Source organism: Pseudomonas sp. CFBP13508 (assembly GCF_005233515.1).
Lineage (GTDB): Bacteria > Pseudomonadota > Gammaproteobacteria > Pseudomonadales > Pseudomonadaceae > Aquipseudomonas > Aquipseudomonas mercuritolerans.
This window is the reverse complement of the sequence record NZ_QFZZ01000004.1, coordinates 282,246-298,051: the sequence shown is the minus strand read 5'-3', so window position 1 is coordinate 298,051 and position 15,806 is coordinate 282,246. Positions and strand designations below refer to the sequence as shown.

The following is a 15,806-nucleotide window of genomic DNA, read 5'->3' as shown; positions in this document are numbered from 1 at the left end:
CCGGTCAGTTGGCGACGGACCGGCGGATTTTTTCATGTATGATACGCGCCCCATTTCGTTGCCCGACTGTCCGAGAACACCCCATGCAGCTCTCTTCGCTCACTGCGGTTTCCCCTGTTGACGGCCGCTACGCCGGCAAAACCCAGGCCCTGCGCCCGATTTTCAGCGAGTACGGCCTGATCCGTGCCCGCGTTCTGGTTGAAGTGCGCTGGCTCCAGCGCCTGGCCGCCCATGCTGGCATCCCTGAAGTGCCAGCCTTCTCCGCCGAGGCCAACGCCGTTCTCAACGAACTGGCGGAAAACTTTTCGCTGGAGCACGCCGAGCGCGTCAAAGAGATCGAGCGCACCACCAACCACGACGTCAAAGCGATCGAATACCTGCTCAAAGAGCAGGCGGCCAAGCTGCCGGAGCTGGCCAAGGTCAGCGAATTCATCCACTTTGCCTGCACCAGTGAAGACATCAACAACCTGTCCCACGCCTTGATGCTGCGTGAAGGCCGTGACGACGTGATGCTGCCGCTGATGCGCCAGACCGCCAACGCCATCCGCGAACTGGCCATCCGTTTCGCCGACGTGCCGATGCTGTCGCGCACCCACGGTCAGCCGGCTTCGCCGACTACTCTGGGTAAAGAGCTGGCCAACGTGGTTTACCGTCTCGAGCGCCAGATCGCTCAGGTCGCTGCCGTGCCGCTGCTGGGCAAGATCAACGGCGCCGTCGGCAACTACAACGCGCACCTCTCGGCCTACCCGCAGATCGACTGGGAAGCCAACGCCCGCGCCTTCATCGAAGACGAGCTGGGCCTGGGCTTCAACCCGTACACCACGCAGATCGAACCGCACGACTACATCGCCGAGCTGTTCGACGCCATCGCGCGCTTCAACACCATCCTGATCGACTTCGACCGCGACATCTGGGGCTACATTTCCCTGGGTTATTTCAAGCAGCGCACCATCGCTGGCGAAATCGGTTCGTCGACCATGCCGCACAAGGTCAACCCGATCGACTTCGAAAACTCCGAAGGCAACCTGGGTATCGCCAACGCACTGTTCCAGCACCTGGCGAGCAAGCTGCCAATTTCCCGCTGGCAGCGCGACCTGACCGACTCCACCGTCCTGCGCAACCTCGGTGTCGGCTTCGCCCACAGCGTGATCGCATACGAAGCCAGCCTCAAAGGCATCAGCAAACTGGAGCTCAACGAGCAGAAGATTGCCGCCGACCTCGACGCTTGCTGGGAAGTACTGGCCGAGCCGATCCAGACCGTGATGCGTCGGTACAACATCGAAAACCCGTACGAAAAGCTGAAAGAACTGACCCGTGGCAAGGGCATCAGCCCTGAAGCGTTGCAGACTTTCATCGATGGCCTGGACATGCCAGCCGAAGCCAAAGCCGAGCTCAAGCAACTGACTCCGGCCAACTACATCGGCAACGCAGTGGCACAAGCCAAACGCATCTGATCGACCGTTTGCCCCGTTTGAGACGCCCGGCCGCGCCGGGCGTTTTTATTCCCGTCTGAAAAGTGCTTTTTTTCAATAGGTTACATATGAATTCCGATATTCCTCTTCAACTTCTGGGCGGCCTCACAGCACGCGAATTCCTGCGTGACTACTGGCAGAAAAAACCGCTGCTGATCCGTCAGGCGATTCCTGACTTCGAAAGCCCGATCGACGCCGACGAACTGGCCGGCCTGGCCCTGGAAGAAGAAGTCGAATCGCGCCTGGTCATCGAGCACGGCGAGCGTCCGTGGGAACTGCGTCGCGGCCCGTTCGCCGAAGACGAGTTCAGCAAATTGCCAGAGAAAGAGTGGACCCTGCTGGTGCAGGCGGTTGACCAGTTCGTGCCGGAAGTCAGCGAACTGCTGGAAAACTTCCGCTTCCTGCCGAGCTGGCGCGTCGATGACGTGATGATCAGCTTTGCCGCACCGGGTGGCAGCGTCGGCCCGCACTTCGACAACTACGATGTGTTCCTGCTGCAGGGCCACGGCAAGCGCAACTGGAAAATCGGCCAGATGTGCGACTCCGAGAGCCCGCTGCTGCAACACGCCGACCTGCGCATCCTCGCTGAATTCCACGAGACCGAAGAATGGGTGCTGGAGCCGGGCGACATGCTCTACCTGCCGCCGCGCCTGGCCCATTGCGGTGTCGCGGTCGACAACTGCATGACCTACTCGGTCGGCTTCCGCGCGCCAAGCGCCGCTGAAGTGCTGACCCACTTCACCGACTTCCTCAGCCAGTTCCTGACCGACGAAGAACGCTACACCGATGCCGACGCCAAGCCGGCGGTCGATCCGCACCAGATTCAACACGATGCGCTGGATCGCCTGAAAAGCCTGCTCGCCGAGCACATGAGCGATGAGCGTCTGCTGCTGACCTGGTTCGGCCAGTACATGACCGAGCCGCGCTACCCGGAACTGGTGGTCGGCCCGGAAGACGTCGAAGAAGATGACTTCCTCGCCGCCCTGCAGGACGGCGCCGTGCTGATCCGCAACCCGAGCGCGCGCCTGGCCTGGTCGGAAGTCGACGACGATCTGCTGCTGTTCGCCAGTGGCCAGAGCCGCTACCTGCCGGGCAAGCTGCGCGAACTGCTGAAGCTGATCTGCGCCGCTGACGCCCTGCACGCCGACAACCTCGGCGAGTGGCTGAGCGACGAAGACGGTCGCAGCCTGCTTTGCGAACTGGTCAAGCAAGGGAGCCTGGGGTTCGCCGATGAATAAAATTCGCGTTCGTGTCGCAGACTGGCAGAAGGATATCGCCGAGATCCGGCGCATTCGTGAAACGGTGTTCATCGCCGAACAATCGGTGCCACCCGAGCTTGAGTGGGACGCCGATGACGCGACCGCCGTGCATTTTCTGGCGTTCGAAGGCGACTTCCCGATCGGCACGGCGCGGCTGTTGCCCGACGGCCACATCGGCCGGGTTTCAGTACTCAAAGACTGGCGCGGAATGAAGGTCGGTGACGCGCTGATGCAAGCGGTCATCGCCGAAGCTGAAGCGCGCGGCCTGAAGCAACAAATGCTCAGCGCGCAGGTGCAGGCCACGGCGTTCTACGAGCGTTTGGGTTTCAGCCTGGTCAGCGAAGAGTTTCTTGAGGCCGGGATACCGCATGTCGATATGGTTCGGCATTCGGCTTAAGACCGCGGCGCGGCCTTCGCGAGCAGGCTCGCTCCCACAGGGGATCTGTGCCTGACACACAATTTGTGTCCGCTGGAGATCTACTGTGGGAGCGAGCCTGCTCGCGAAGAGGCCCGCCAGCACACCACAAAACGCCCCGCCATTTTCGGATGCCGGGGCGTTTTGCTGTCTACGATTCAACTTGCCCCACCCCGGGCCGACAAACTGGCAATATCAAGCCTTTCGAACGCGGAGATAACGGACATGTCCCTACGCACCCTGCTCACCACCCTGCTGCTCGGCTGCAGTTTTTCGGTGCTGGCAGCCACAGAAATCGTCCCCCTCAAATACCACACCAGCGCCGACATGCTGCCGGTCGCGCAGGATTTCATCGGCCAGGACGGCCAGGTCAGCGCTTACGGCAACCAACTGATCGTCAAAGCCGAGCCGGGCAAGATTCAGGAGTTGAAGGATCTGCTGGCGCAACTCGATACCGCACCGAAGCGCTTGCTGATCACCGTCGACACCAACGAAAACAATGGCCGTGGCGACGAAGGTTATTCAGTCAACGGCGCTCAGCCGAACCAGACCCGGATCATCAGCCGCAGCACCACCAGCCGCAACGGCGGCGTTCAGCAAGTGCAGACCAGTGAAGGCACTCCGGCGCTGATCCAGGTTGGCCAGAGCGTGCCGATCACCAACACCCAGAGCGATTCCTACGGCGGTTACAGCAGCGAGACCCAATACCGCAACGTCACCCAGGGTTTCTACGTCACCGCCAGCGTCACCGGCGAAACCGTTCATCTGGCGATCAGTACCAACCGTGACCGTATGAGCCAGGAACATCCCGATGTAGTGAACGTGCAAAGCACCGACACAACCGTCACCGGACGCCTCGGTGAGTGGATCACTCTGGCGGGCGTCAACAGCCAGACTCAGGCCGATAAACAGGGCCTGACCCGCAGCTACTCGACTCAAGGCCGTGATGACATGACCTTGCGGGTGAAAGTCGACACACTGGACTAAAGCACCAAAAACTGACTGATTAGTCGTATTAGACGAAAGATGTAGTGCCTGAAAAAAAGCACTACAAAACGTTTGACGCGAAAAAAAAGCGAAGGCATGATGGCCTCGCTCCCGCTAATCAGAGGCCCTGGCAAGGGCCTTCGAAGCGCCGCTCGCACCTACCCCGCGAGCCGTTTCGTGTCTGTACCGCCCACAAGGTGTGTTTGACGAGGTTGCCGACTGGAACGAAGTTGTCCCGAGGGACGGAAGCGTATTTAGGTAACCCGGCTTCACGCTGCAGACCGTATAAAGGCCCACGACGCCGGAATGCGCCCGCACCGCGCCACTACCTGCTCACTTCCCCTCGAGCCCATCGTTCATCCCGTCGCCTACCCCGCCGAATCCGACTTGACCACCTAAGCTTCTGGTCAGCGAGCGCAGGAATTTTCCACCGCAGAACAACTTTTCATAAAAGACGCGACGAGGTTTATCTCCATGGCACTGACACGCGAACAGCAAATTGCAGCCCTCGAAAAAGACTGGGCCGAGAACCCGCGCTGGAAAGGCGTGACTCGCACTTACTCCGCTGCCGACGTGGTCCGCCTGCGTGGCTCGGTTCAGCCTGAGCACACCTTCGCGAAGATGGGCGCCGAGAAGCTGTGGAACCTGGTCACCCAGGGTGCCAAGCCGTCCTTCCGTCCAGAGAAAGATTTCGTCAACTGCATGGGCGCCCTCACTGGCGGCCAGGCTGTTCAGCAGGTCAAGGCCGGTATCCAGGCGATCTACCTGTCCGGCTGGCAGGTGGCTGCGGACAACAACTCCGCAGAATCGATGTACCCGGACCAGTCGCTGTACCCGGTGGACTCGGTGCCAACCGTGGTCAAGCGCATCAACAACTCGTTCCGTCGTGCCGACCAGATCCAGTGGAAAGCCGGCAAGAACCCGGGCGATGAAGGCTACATCGATTACTTCGCGCCAATCGTTGCGGATGCTGAAGCCGGTTTCGGCGGTGTACTCAACGCCTACGAGCTGATGAAGAGCATGATCGAAGCAGGCGCCGCCGGCGTTCACTTCGAAGACCAACTGGCTTCGGTGAAGAAATGCGGGCACATGGGCGGCAAGGTTCTGGTACCAACCCAGGAAGCCGTACAGAAGCTGACCGCTGCCCGTCTGGCCGCTGACGTCGCTGGCACGCCAACGATCATTCTGGCCCGCACCGACGCCAACGCGGCTGACCTGCTGACTTCCGACTGCGACCCGTACGATCAGCCATTCGTGACCGGCGAGCGTACTCAGGAAGGTTTCTACAAGGTACGTGCCGGTCTGGATCAAGCGATCGCCCGTGGCCTGGCTTACGCGCCGTACGCCGATCTGATCTGGTGCGAAACCGCCAAACCGGATCTGGAAGAAGCCCGTCGCTTCGCTGAAGCGATCAAGAAGGAATACCCGGACCAGCTGCTGTCGTACAACTGCTCGCCTTCCTTCAACTGGAAGAAGAACCTGGACGACGCGACCATCGCCAAGTTCCAGCGCGAACTGTCCGCCATGGGCTACAAGCACCAGTTCATCACCCTGGCCGGCATTCACAACATGTGGCACAGCATGTTCAACCTGGCGCACGACTACGCCCGCAACGACATGACTGCCTACGTGAAGCTGCAAGAGCAGGAATTCGCTGACGCCGCCAAGGGTTACACCTTCGTTGCGCACCAGCAGGAAGTGGGCACTGGCTACTTCGACGACATGACCACCGTGATCCAGGGCGGCTCGTCCTCGGTGACCGCGCTGACCGGTTCGACCGAAGAAGAACAGTTCCACTGATTCGGCTTCACCTGAGCAAACGGCCTCTGCGGATCGAATAAAAGCTAACCGCAGAGCTGCAAAATTGACGCCCCGACTTGATCGGGGCGTTTTTTTGCCTGGGGAATCTCAAAGACACTACAAATCCCCTGTGGGAGCGAGCCTGCTCGCGAAGGCGATAAGTCAGCTTGCACATCTGGAGGCTGATCCTTCGCTTTCGCGAGCAGGCTCGCTCCCACAGGGCTACCGTCAGCCGCGAGACGAAACATTGATCTGAAGCGCTACAAGCGTCAGAAATTTCCGCTAAAACGGTAGGCTTCGCTACTTGCAGTAACGCGCAAGTAAAACAACTTCCCAGCCACTCACTCGTTAAACAGTTACAAAACCACGCCAAACGATATCAATTATCATTTAGCTGCAACTATGTTCGTTACAAACCCTACAAAACATAATTGATGGAAACCCGGCTAATGCCCGCAACGCATGGGCCGCAGCGACCTCAGGAGGCGCTATGTCCTTAATCCGGTAAATAATTTCGCCTTTGGAATTTTACTTGCCGGGTGTTTAGCCATAAAATCAGCCCGATTGATTGCTGCGACATATCGTCACTGCCTTATTTCTTTATCAAGCTCAGAGACCTTTGCTCTCTGTTAAGGATTACCAGCATGCCCGAAGCGACAGGACTCATGGCCCACAACTGGGGCTTTGCCATTTTCCTTCTGGGTGTCGTCGGCCTGTGTGCCTTCATGCTTGGCGTCTCCAGCCTCCTCGGGTCAAAAGCCTGGGGTCGCAGCAAAAACGAACCGTTCGAGTCGGGCATGCTACCTACCGGTGGCGCCCGCTTGCGGCTCTCAGCCAAATTCTATCTGGTCGCGATGCTCTTCGTGATCTTCGATATCGAAGCCCTCTTTCTCTTTGCATGGTCTGTGTCCGTCCGCGAAAGCGGCTGGACCGGATTCGTCGAAGCTCTCGTTTTCATAGCAATTCTGTTGGCAGGTCTTGTCTACCTGTTCCGAGTGGGCGCCCTTGACTGGGCTCCGGAAGCTCGTCGCAAGCGGCAGGCGAAGCTGAAACAATGAGGCTTTGGCAATGCAATACAATCTCACCAGGATCGACCCCGATGCTCCTAACGAGCAGTATCCGATTGGCCAGCGGGAAACCGTTGCCGATCCGTTAGAAGATCAAGTCCACAAAAACATTTTCATGGGCAAGCTGGAAGACGTGCTGAGTGGCGCGGTCAACTGGGGACGTAAGAACTCCCTGTGGCCGTACAACTTCGGCCTGTCGTGCTGCTACGTGGAAATGACCACCGCCTTCACGGCGCCCCACGACATCGCGCGCTTCGGCGCCGAAGTCATCCGGGCCTCGCCGCGTCAGGCCGACTTCATGGTTATCGCCGGTACCTGCTTCATCAAGATGGCGCCGATCATCCAGCGTCTCTACGAGCAAATGCTCGAGCCGAAATGGGTTATCTCCATGGGTTCGTGCGCCAACTCCGGCGGCATGTACGACATCTACTCCGTGGTTCAAGGGGTGGACAAGTTCCTGCCCGTGGACGTCTACGTACCTGGCTGCCCGCCCCGTCCGGAAGCATTTCTGCAAGGCTTGATGCTGTTGCAGGAATCGATTGGACAGGAGCGTCGTCCGCTTTCCTGGGTCGTTGGTGATCAAGGCGTGTATCGCGCCGACATGCCATCGCAGAAGGAACAGCGCCGCGAACAGCGAATCGCAGTCACCAATCTGCGCAGCCCTGACGAAGTCTGATCCAGTTCTGTTCCAAGTAACGAGAAGCTGGCTTCATTCTTTACGTTGACCGAAAGCGAAAAAATAACCATGACTACAGGCAGTGCTCTGTACATCCCGCCTTACAAGGCAGACGACCAGGATGTGGTCGTCGAACTGAACAACCGTTTTGGCGCCGATGCGTTCACCGCGCAGGCAACCCGCACCGGCATGCCGGTGCTGTGGGTGGCCCGTGCCAAATTGGTTGAAGTCCTGACTTTCCTGCGCAACCTGCCCAAGCCGTACGTCATGCTCTATGACCTGCACGGCGTGGACGAGCGTCTGCGCACCAAGCGTCAAGGGCTGCCGACCGGCGCCGATTTCACCGTGTTCTATCACCTCATGTCGCTGGAGCGTAATAGTGACGTGATGATCAAGGTGGCCTTGTCCGAAGGCGACCTCAGCATGCCTTCCGTCACCAGCATCTGGCCCAACGCCAACTGGTACGAACGTGAAGTCTGGGACATGTTCGGCATCGACTTCAAAGGCCACCCGCACCTGTCGCGCATCATGATGCCACCGACCTGGGAAGGTCACCCGCTGCGCAAGGACTTCCCGGCGCGCGCCACCGAATTCGATCCGTACAGCCTCAACCTCGCCAAGCAGCAGTTGGAAGAGGAAGCCGCGCGCTTCCGTCCGGAAGACTGGGGCATGAAGCGGTCCGGTGCCAACGAGGACTATATGTTCCTCAACCTCGGCCCGAACCACCCTTCGGCGCACGGTGCGTTCCGCATCATCCTGCAGCTGGACGGCGAAGAGATCGTCGATTGCGTCCCGGACATCGGTTACCACCACCGTGGCGCCGAGAAGATGGGCGAGCGTCAGTCCTGGCACAGCTACATTCCTTACACCGACCGTATCGACTACCTCGGCGGCGTGATGAACAACCTGCCGTACGTGCTCTCGGTCGAGAAGCTCGCCGGCATCAAGGTGCCGCAGAAGGTCGACGTCATCCGCATCATGATGGCCGAGTTCTTCCGGATCACCAGTCACCTGCTGTTCCTGGGTACCTACATCCAGGACGTCGGCGCCATGACCCCGGTGTTCTTCACCTTCACCGACCGCCAGAAGGCGTACACGGTGATCGAAGCCATCACCGGTTTCCGTCTGCACCCGGCCTGGTACCGCATCGGCGGCGTCGCCCACGACCTGCCGCGCGGCTGGGAAAAACTGGTCAAGGATTTCGTCGAGTGGATGCCCAAGCGTCTCGACGAATACACCAAGGCCGCCCTGCAGAACAGCATCCTCAAGGGGCGTACCGTCGGCGTTGCCGCCTACAACACCAAAGAAGCCCTGGAATGGGGCGTCACCGGTGCCGGCCTGCGTTCTACCGGTTGCGATTTCGACCTGCGTAAAGCGCGTCCGTATTCGGGCTACGAGAACTTCGAATTCGAAGTGCCGCTGGCCGTCAACGGCGATGCCTATGACCGCTGCATGGTCCGCGTCGAAGAGATGCGCCAGAGCATCAAGATCATCGACCAGTGCATGCGCAACATGCCGGAAGGCCCGTACAAGGCGGATCACCCGCTGACCACGCCGCCGCCGAAAGAGCGCACGCTGCAGCACATCGAAACCCTGATCACGCACTTCCTGCAGGTTTCGTGGGGCCCGGTCATGCCGGCCAACGAATCCTTCCAGATGATCGAAGCGACCAAGGGCATCAACAGTTATTACCTGACGAGCGACGGCGGCACCATGAGCTACCGTACCCGGATCCGTACTCCGAGCTTCCCGCATCTGCAACAGATCCCTTCGGTGATCAAAGGCAGCATGGTCGCGGACTTGATTGCGTACCTGGGTAGTATCGACTTCGTTATGGCCGACGTGGACCGCTAAGCATGAACAGCACGCTTATCCAGACAGACCGTTTCACCTTGAGTGAAACCGAGCGCTCGGCCATCGAGCACGAGCTGCATCACTACGAAGACCCGCGCGCGGCGTCGATCGAAGCCCTGAAGATTGTGCAGAAGGAACGCGGCTGGGTGCCGGATGGCGCCCTGTACGCGATCGGCGAGATCCTCGGCATTCCGGCCAGCGACGTTGAAGGCGTGGCGACGTTCTACAGCCAGATCTTCCGTCAGCCGGTCGGCCGCCACATCATTCGCGTCTGCGACAGCATGGTCTGCTACATCGGCGGCCACGAGTCGGTGGTCAGCGAAATCCAGAACAATCTGGGCATCGGCCTGGGCCAGACCACCGCCGACGGTCGTTTCACCCTGCTGCCTGTCTGCTGCCTCGGCAACTGCGACAAGGCACCGGCGCTGATGATCGACGACGACACCTTTGGCGACGTGCAGCCTGCTGGCGTGGCCAAACTGCTCGAGGGCTACGTATGACCCTGACATCTTTTGGTCCAGCCAACCGCATCCAGCGTTCGGCCGAGACACACCCGCTGACCTGGCGTCTGCGCGATGACGGCGAAGCCGTGTGGCTCGACGAGTACCAGGCCAAGAACGGTTACGCCGCTGCGCGCAAAGCCTTCGCCGAGATGGATCAGGACGCGATCGTCCAGACCGTCAAAGACGCTGGCCTCAAGGGTCGCGGCGGCGCCGGCTTCCCCACTGGCGTGAAGTGGGGCCTGATGCCCAAGGACGAATCCATCAACATCCGCTACCTGCTGTGCAACGCGGATGAAATGGAGCCGAACACCTGGAAAGACCGCATGCTGATGGAGCAACTGCCCCATCTGCTGATCGAAGGCATGTTGATCAGTGCCCGCGCGCTGAAAACCTACCGTGGCTACATCTTCCTGCGCGGCGAATACACCACCGCCGCCAAGCACCTCAACCGTGCCGTGGAAGAAGCCAAGGCTGCTGGCCTTTTGGGTAAAAACATTCTGGGCAGCGGCTTCGATTTCGAGCTGTTCGTCCACACCGGCGCCGGGCGTTACATCTGCGGTGAAGAAACCGCACTGATCAACTCCCTCGAAGGCCGCCGCGCCAACCCGCGCTCCAAGCCGCCCTTCCCTGCCGCCGTGGGCGTGTGGGGCAAGCCGACCTGCGTGAACAACGTCGAAACCCTGTGCAACGTGCCGGCGATCATTGCCGACGGCGTTGACTGGTACAAGTCGTTGGCCCGCGAAGGTTCCGAAGACATGGGCACCAAGCTCATGGGCTTCTCCGGCAAGGTCAAGAACCCGGGCCTGTGGGAGCTGCCGTTCGGCGTCACCGGTCGCGAGCTGTTCGAAGACTACGCCGGCGGCATGCGCGACGGCTTCAAGCTCAAGGCCTGGCAGCCAGGCGGTGCCGGTACCGGTTTCCTCCTGCCCGAGCACCTCGACGCACAAATGTATGCCGGCGGTATCGCCAAGGTCGGCACCCGGATGGGTACCGGTCTGGCGATGGCGGTGGATGACAGCGTCAACATGGTCTCGCTGCTGCGCAACATGGAGCAGTTCTTCGCGCGCGAATCCTGCGGTTTCTGCACCCCGTGCCGCGATGGTCTGCCATGGAGCGTCAAGCTCCTGATGGCCATCGAACAGGGCAAGGGCCAGCCGGGCGACATCGAGACCCTGCTGGGTCTGGTCGGTTTCCTCGGCCCGGGCAAGACCTTCTGTGCTCACGCACCGGGTGCCGTGGAGCCGCTGGGCAGCGCCATCAAATACTTCCGTCCAGAGTTCGAAGCCGGTATCGCGCCTGTCAGCGCCGCCGTCCCGCCTCTGGCAAGGCCGATCGTAGTCGGCGCGTAAACGCTTAAAAAGGCGAAGGGTCCGTGCCCTTCGCCTTTCGTCCGATGACGCCCTCCGGGGCTGTTTGGATTCGGACGCATAACAAGATTCCATTAGCCACGCCCGCTGACACCGGGCCAACGAAGACCTTTGAACCATGGCCACTATCCACGTAGACGGCAAAGCGCTCGAAGTCGACGGGGCAGACAACCTGTTACAGGCATGTCTGTCGCTGGGCCTCGACATTCCATATTTCTGCTGGCACCCCGCGCTTGGTAGCGTCGGGGCCTGCCGCCAGTGCGCGGTCAAACAGTACACCGACGAGAACGACACCCGCGGTCGCATCGTCATGTCCTGCATGACCCCGGCCACCGACAACACCTGGATCTCCATCGACGATGAAGAATCCAAGGCGTTCCGCGCCAGCGTTGTCGAATGGCTGATGACCAACCACCCGCACGACTGCCCGGTGTGCGAGGAAGGCGGTCACTGCCACCTGCAAGACATGACAGTGATGACCGGCCACAACGAGCGCCGTTATCGCTTCAGCAAACGCACTCACCAGAACCAGCAACTGGGCCCGTTCATTTCCCACGAAATGAACCGCTGCATCGCTTGCTACCGCTGCGTGCGTTTCTACAAGGACTACGCCGGCGGCACCGACCTCGGTGTGTTCGGCGCCCACGACAACGTGTACTTCGGTCGCGTTGAAGACGGCACCCTCGAAAGCGAGTTCTCCGGCAACCTCACCGAGGTCTGCCCGACCGGTGTATTCACCGACAAGACTCACTCCGAGCGCTACAACCGCAAGTGGGACATGCAGTTCGCGCCGAGCATCTGCCATGGCTGCTCGAGCGGTTGCAACATTTCCCCGGGCGAGCGTTACGGTGAACTGCGTCGCATCGAAAACCGTTTCAACGGTTCGGTGAACCAGTACTTCCTCTGCGACCGTGGCCGCTTCGGTTATGGCTACGTCAACCGCACCGACCGTCCACGTCAGCCGCTGCTGGCCGACGGCACCAAGCTCGGTCTCGACGCTGCGCTGGACAAAGCCGCCGACCTGCTGCGCGGACGCAATATCGTCGGCATCGGTTCGCCGCGTGCCAGCCTCGAGAGCAACTACGCGTTGCGCGAACTGGTTGGTGCCGAGCACTTCTATTCGGGTATCGAAGCCTCCGAGCTGGAGCGCATTCGTCTGGTCCTGCAGGTGCTGAACGACAGCCCGCTGCCAGTGCCGAACATGCGCGACATCGAAGATCACGACGCAATCTTCGTCCTCGGCGAAGACCTGACCCAGACCGCCGCACGTATGGCGCTGGCCCTGCGTCAGTCGGTCAAGGGCAAGGCTGAAGACATGGCCGAAGCCATGCGCGTACAGCCTTGGCTCGACGCGGCAGTGAAGAACATCGGCCAGCACGCGCTGAACCCACTGTTCATCGCCAGCCTCGCCGAAACCAAGCTCGACGACGTCGCTGAAGAATGCGTACACGCAGCTCCCGACGATCTGGCGCGCATCGGTTTCGCCGTTGCGCATGCTCTGGATGCCAGTGCCCCGGCCGTTGAAGGTCTGGACACCGAAGCCCTGGAACTGGCGCAGCGCATCGCCGATGCCCTGCTCGCCGCCAAGCGTCCGCTGATCATCGCCGGTACTTCGCTGGGCTCCAAAGCCCTGATCGAAGCTGCCGCGAACATCGCCAAAGCCCTGAAGCTGCGCGAGAAGAACGGTTCGATCAGCCTGATCGTGCCGGAAGCCAACAGCCTCGGTCTGGCCATGCTCGGTGGCGAATCGGTCGACGCTGCGCTGCAAGCGGTCATCGATGGCAAGGCCGACGCTATCGTCGTGCTGGAAAACGATCTGTACACCCGCACCGCCAATGCCAAGGTCGATGCTGCGCTGAATGCCGCGAAAGTGGTGATCGTCGCTGACCATCAGAAAACCGCCACCACCGATCGCGCGCACCTGGTTCTGCCAGCGGCGAGCTTCGCCGAGGGCGACGGTACGCTGGTCAGCCAGGAAGGCCGCGCCCAGCGTTTCTTCCAGGTTTTCGATCCGCAATACATGGATGCGAGCATTCTGGTGCACGAAGGCTGGCGCTGGCTGCACGCCTTGCGCGCGACCCTGCTGAACCAGCCGATCGACTGGACGCAACTCGACCATGTCACCGCTGCCGTTGCCTCGAGCACCGCGCAACTGGCACGTATCGTCGATGCTGCACCGTCGGCGGCTTTCCGCATCAAGGGTCTGAAACTGGCCCGTGAGCCGCTGCGTTATTCCGGTCGCACCGCCATGCGCGCCGACATCAGCGTTCACGAACCACGCACCCCGCAAGACCAGGACACCGCGTTCGCCTTCTCCATGGAAGGTTACTCGGGCTCGGCCGAACCGCGTCAGCAGGTGCCATTCGCATGGTCGCCGGGCTGGAACTCGCCACAAGCGTGGAACAAGTTCCAGGACGAAGTCGGTGGTCATCTGCGCGCTGGCGACCCGGGCACACGCCTGATCGAAAGCACCGGTGATTCGCTGAACTGGTTCGCTGCTGCGCCGCGTGCGTTCAACCCGGCGCCGGGTACCTGGCAAGCCGTGCCGTTCTTCCACCTGTTCGGCAGTGAAGAAAACTCTTCGAAAGCCGCCCCGGTACAGGAACGCATTCCGGCACCTTACGTCGCGCTGGCGAAATCCGAAGCGGATCGCCTCGGCGTCAACGACGGTGCCCTGCTGAGCCTGAACGTGGCCGGTCAGACTTTGCGTCTGCCGCTGCGCATCAATGAAGAACTGGGCGCCGGTCTGGTGGCATTGCCTGCGGGCATCGCCGGCATTCCACCGGCATTCGCCGGCGTGTCCGTCGACGGTCTGCAGGAGGCAGCGCAATGACCTGGTTCACCCCTGAAGTGATCGATGTGATCCTGACGGTCATCAAAGCCATCGTGATCCTGCTGGCCGTGGTGGTCGCAGGCGCGTTGCTCAGCTTTGTCGAACGTCGCCTGCTGGGCTGGTGGCAGGACCGTTACGGTCCGAACCGCGTTGGCCCGTTCGGCATGTTCCAGATCGCCGCCGACATGCTGAAGATGTTCTTCAAGGAAGACTGGACCCCGCCGTTCGCCGACAAGGTGATCTTCACCCTGGCGCCGGTGGTGGCCATGTCCGCCCTGCTGATCGCCTTTGCGATCATCCCGATCACCCCGACCTGGGGCGTGGCGGATCTGAACATCGGCCTGCTGTTCTTTTTCGCCATGGCCGGTCTGTCGGTGTACGCGGTGCTGTTCGCCGGCTGGTCGAGCAACAACAAGTTCGCCCTGCTCGGCAGCTTGCGTGCCTCGGCGCAGACCGTGTCCTACGAAGTGTTCATGGGCCTGGCCCTGATGGGCATCGTGGTCCAGGTCGGCTCGTTCAACATGCGCGACATCGTCGAGTACCAGGCGCAGAACCTGTGGTTCATCATTCCGCAGTTCTTCGGCTTCTGTACCTTCTTCATCGCTGGCGTCGCCGTGACTCACCGTCACCCGTTCGACCAGCCGGAAGCGGAACAGGAACTGGCCGACGGTTACCACATTGAATACGCCGGTATGAAATGGGGCATGTTCTTCGTCGGTGAATACATCGGCATCATCCTGATCTCGGCGCTGCTGGTCACCCTGTTCTTCGGTGGCTGGCATGGTCCGTTCGGCATCCTGCCGCAACTGTCCTTCGTCTGGTTCGCACTGAAGACCGCGTTCTTCATCATGCTGTTCATCCTGCTGCGCGCTTCCATCCCGCGTCCGCGTTATGACCAGGTGATGGATTTCAGCTGGAAATTCTGCCTGCCACTGACCCTGATCAATTTGCTGGTGACCGCTGCGGTTGTGTTGATGAACACGCCTGCGGTTGCGGTTCAGTGAGGATTTGACCCATGTTCAAATATATTGGCGACATCGTTAAGGGTACCGGTACCCAGTTGCGCAGCCTGGTCATGGTCTTCGGCCATGGCTTTCGCAAGCGCGACACCCTGCAATACCCCGAGGAGCAGGTCTACCTGCCGCCGCGCTACCGTGGCCGCATCGTCCTGACCCGCGACCCCGATGGCGAAGAACGCTGCGTAGCCTGCAACCTGTGCGCCGTGGCCTGCCCGGTGGGTTGCATCTCGCTGCAGAAAGCTGAAACCGAAGACGGTCGCTGGTACCCGGACTTCTTCCGGATCAACTTCTCGCGCTGCATTTTCTGCGGTCTCTGCGAGGAAGCCTGCCCGACCACCGCAATCCAGCTGACCCCGGATTTCGAGATGGCCGAGTTCAAACGTCAGGACCTTGTGTACGAGAAAGAAGATCTTTTGATCTCCGGCCCCGGCAAAAACCCTGATTACAACTTCTATCGTGTTGCAGGTATGGCAATCGCTGGCAAGCCGAAAGGCGCTGCGCAGAACGAAGCCGAACCGATCAACGTGAAGAGCTTGCTGCCTTAAGGAAGAACG

At 60.6% G+C, this 15,806-nt stretch carries 13 protein-coding genes; all 13 read left to right on the top strand.

Translation table 11 applies throughout. The features are described 5' to 3' along the window. Nucleotides 1-83: 83 nt before the first annotated feature. The 13 genes from purB (at nucleotide 84) to nuoI (ending at nucleotide 15,797) form a co-directional block, all read left to right on the top strand. Nucleotides 84-1,454, top strand: coding sequence for an adenylosuccinate lyase (gene purB, locus PspCFBP13508_RS13500; protein WP_003223822.1), 1,371 nt, complete (start codon nucleotides 84-86; stop codon nucleotides 1,452-1,454). Nucleotides 1,455-1,540: 86 nt separating this feature from the next. Continuing rightward, nucleotides 1,541-2,710, top strand: a complete 1,170-nt coding sequence (locus PspCFBP13508_RS13495; protein WP_130912657.1) for a cupin domain-containing protein — start codon at nucleotides 1,541-1,543, stop codon at nucleotides 2,708-2,710. Further along, the gene (locus PspCFBP13508_RS13490) at nucleotides 2,703-3,128 is read left to right on the top strand and encodes a GNAT family N-acetyltransferase (RefSeq protein ID WP_025108996.1); all 426 of its coding nucleotides are present in this window, start codon (nucleotides 2,703-2,705) and stop codon (nucleotides 3,126-3,128) included. Before PspCFBP13508_RS13495 ends, PspCFBP13508_RS13490 begins: the two co-directional genes overlap by 8 nt. Before the next feature lie 243 nt (nucleotides 3,129-3,371). After that, nucleotides 3,372-4,133: a secretin N-terminal domain-containing protein gene (locus tag PspCFBP13508_RS13485; RefSeq protein WP_137214785.1), complete on the top strand. Its 762-nt coding sequence runs from the start codon at nucleotides 3,372-3,374 to the stop codon at nucleotides 4,131-4,133. Nucleotides 4,134-4,607: 474 nt separating this feature from the next. Continuing rightward, nucleotides 4,608-5,933: an isocitrate lyase gene (aceA, locus tag PspCFBP13508_RS13480; RefSeq protein WP_003223815.1), complete on the top strand. Its 1,326-nt coding sequence runs from the start codon at nucleotides 4,608-4,610 to the stop codon at nucleotides 5,931-5,933. A gap of 644 nt (nucleotides 5,934-6,577) precedes the next feature. Beyond that, nucleotides 6,578-6,991: an NADH-quinone oxidoreductase subunit A gene (locus tag PspCFBP13508_RS13470; RefSeq protein ID WP_003223812.1), complete on the top strand. Its 414-nt coding sequence runs from the start codon at nucleotides 6,578-6,580 to the stop codon at nucleotides 6,989-6,991. Between the two features lie 10 nt (nucleotides 6,992-7,001). Next, nucleotides 7,002-7,676, top strand: a complete 675-nt coding sequence (locus PspCFBP13508_RS13465) for an NADH-quinone oxidoreductase subunit B (protein ID WP_016775278.1) — start codon at nucleotides 7,002-7,004, stop codon at nucleotides 7,674-7,676. 69 nt (nucleotides 7,677-7,745) lie between these two features. Then, entirely contained in the window at nucleotides 7,746-9,530 is a 1,785-nt protein-coding gene (gene nuoC, locus PspCFBP13508_RS13460; RefSeq protein WP_137214783.1) for an NADH-quinone oxidoreductase subunit C/D, read from the top strand. 2 nt (nucleotides 9,531-9,532) lie between these two features. Further along, nucleotides 9,533-10,030 (top strand): NADH-quinone oxidoreductase subunit NuoE, encoded by a 498-nt coding sequence (gene nuoE, locus PspCFBP13508_RS13455; protein WP_003223804.1) that lies wholly within the window; start codon nucleotides 9,533-9,535, stop codon nucleotides 10,028-10,030. Beyond that, complete coding sequence (nuoF, locus tag PspCFBP13508_RS13450; RefSeq protein WP_024013417.1) at nucleotides 10,027-11,382, top strand: NADH-quinone oxidoreductase subunit NuoF; 1,356 nt, start codon at nucleotides 10,027-10,029, stop codon at nucleotides 11,380-11,382. The genes nuoE and nuoF overlap by 4 nt, the downstream gene beginning before the upstream one ends. 136 nt (nucleotides 11,383-11,518) lie before the next feature. Then, nucleotides 11,519-14,233, top strand: a complete 2,715-nt coding sequence (gene nuoG, locus PspCFBP13508_RS13445; RefSeq protein ID WP_137214782.1) for an NADH-quinone oxidoreductase subunit NuoG — start codon at nucleotides 11,519-11,521, stop codon at nucleotides 14,231-14,233. Further along, nucleotides 14,230-15,237 carry an NADH-quinone oxidoreductase subunit NuoH gene (nuoH, locus tag PspCFBP13508_RS13440; protein WP_016775282.1) on the top strand — a complete coding sequence of 336 codons (1,008 nt, stop codon included), beginning with the start codon at nucleotides 14,230-14,232 and terminating at the stop codon, nucleotides 15,235-15,237. The genes nuoG and nuoH overlap by 4 nt, the downstream gene beginning before the upstream one ends. An 11-nt stretch (nucleotides 15,238-15,248) precedes the next feature. Continuing rightward, nucleotides 15,249-15,797 (top strand): NADH-quinone oxidoreductase subunit NuoI, encoded by a 549-nt coding sequence (gene nuoI / locus PspCFBP13508_RS13435; RefSeq protein WP_016775283.1) that lies wholly within the window; start codon nucleotides 15,249-15,251, stop codon nucleotides 15,795-15,797. Nucleotides 15,798-15,806: the final 9 nt, after the last annotated feature.

Excerpts from the sequence above, each read along its gene's own strand:
- purB (WP_003223822.1), top strand. The coding sequence starts at position 84 with ATGCAGCTCTCTTCGCTCACTGCGGTTTCCCCTGTTGACGGCCGCTAC.
- PspCFBP13508_RS13495 (WP_130912657.1), top strand. The coding sequence starts at position 1,541 with ATGAATTCCGATATTCCTCTTCAACTTCTGGGCGGCCTCACAGCACGC.
- PspCFBP13508_RS13490 (WP_025108996.1), top strand. The coding sequence starts at position 2,703 with ATGAATAAAATTCGCGTTCGTGTCGCAGACTGGCAGAAGGATATCGCC.
- PspCFBP13508_RS13485 (WP_137214785.1), top strand. The coding sequence starts at position 3,372 with ATGTCCCTACGCACCCTGCTCACCACCCTGCTGCTCGGCTGCAGTTTT.
- aceA (WP_003223815.1), top strand. The coding sequence starts at position 4,608 with ATGGCACTGACACGCGAACAGCAAATTGCAGCCCTCGAAAAAGACTGG.
- PspCFBP13508_RS13470 (WP_003223812.1), top strand. The coding sequence starts at position 6,578 with ATGCCCGAAGCGACAGGACTCATGGCCCACAACTGGGGCTTTGCCATT.
- PspCFBP13508_RS13465 (WP_016775278.1), top strand. The coding sequence starts at position 7,002 with ATGCAATACAATCTCACCAGGATCGACCCCGATGCTCCTAACGAGCAG.
- nuoC (WP_137214783.1), top strand. The coding sequence starts at position 7,746 with ATGACTACAGGCAGTGCTCTGTACATCCCGCCTTACAAGGCAGACGAC.
- nuoE (WP_003223804.1), top strand. The coding sequence starts at position 9,533 with ATGAACAGCACGCTTATCCAGACAGACCGTTTCACCTTGAGTGAAACC.
- nuoF (WP_024013417.1), top strand. The coding sequence starts at position 10,027 with ATGACCCTGACATCTTTTGGTCCAGCCAACCGCATCCAGCGTTCGGCC.
- nuoG (WP_137214782.1), top strand. The coding sequence starts at position 11,519 with ATGGCCACTATCCACGTAGACGGCAAAGCGCTCGAAGTCGACGGGGCA.
- nuoH (WP_016775282.1), top strand. The coding sequence starts at position 14,230 with ATGACCTGGTTCACCCCTGAAGTGATCGATGTGATCCTGACGGTCATC.
- nuoI (WP_016775283.1), top strand. The coding sequence starts at position 15,249 with ATGTTCAAATATATTGGCGACATCGTTAAGGGTACCGGTACCCAGTTG.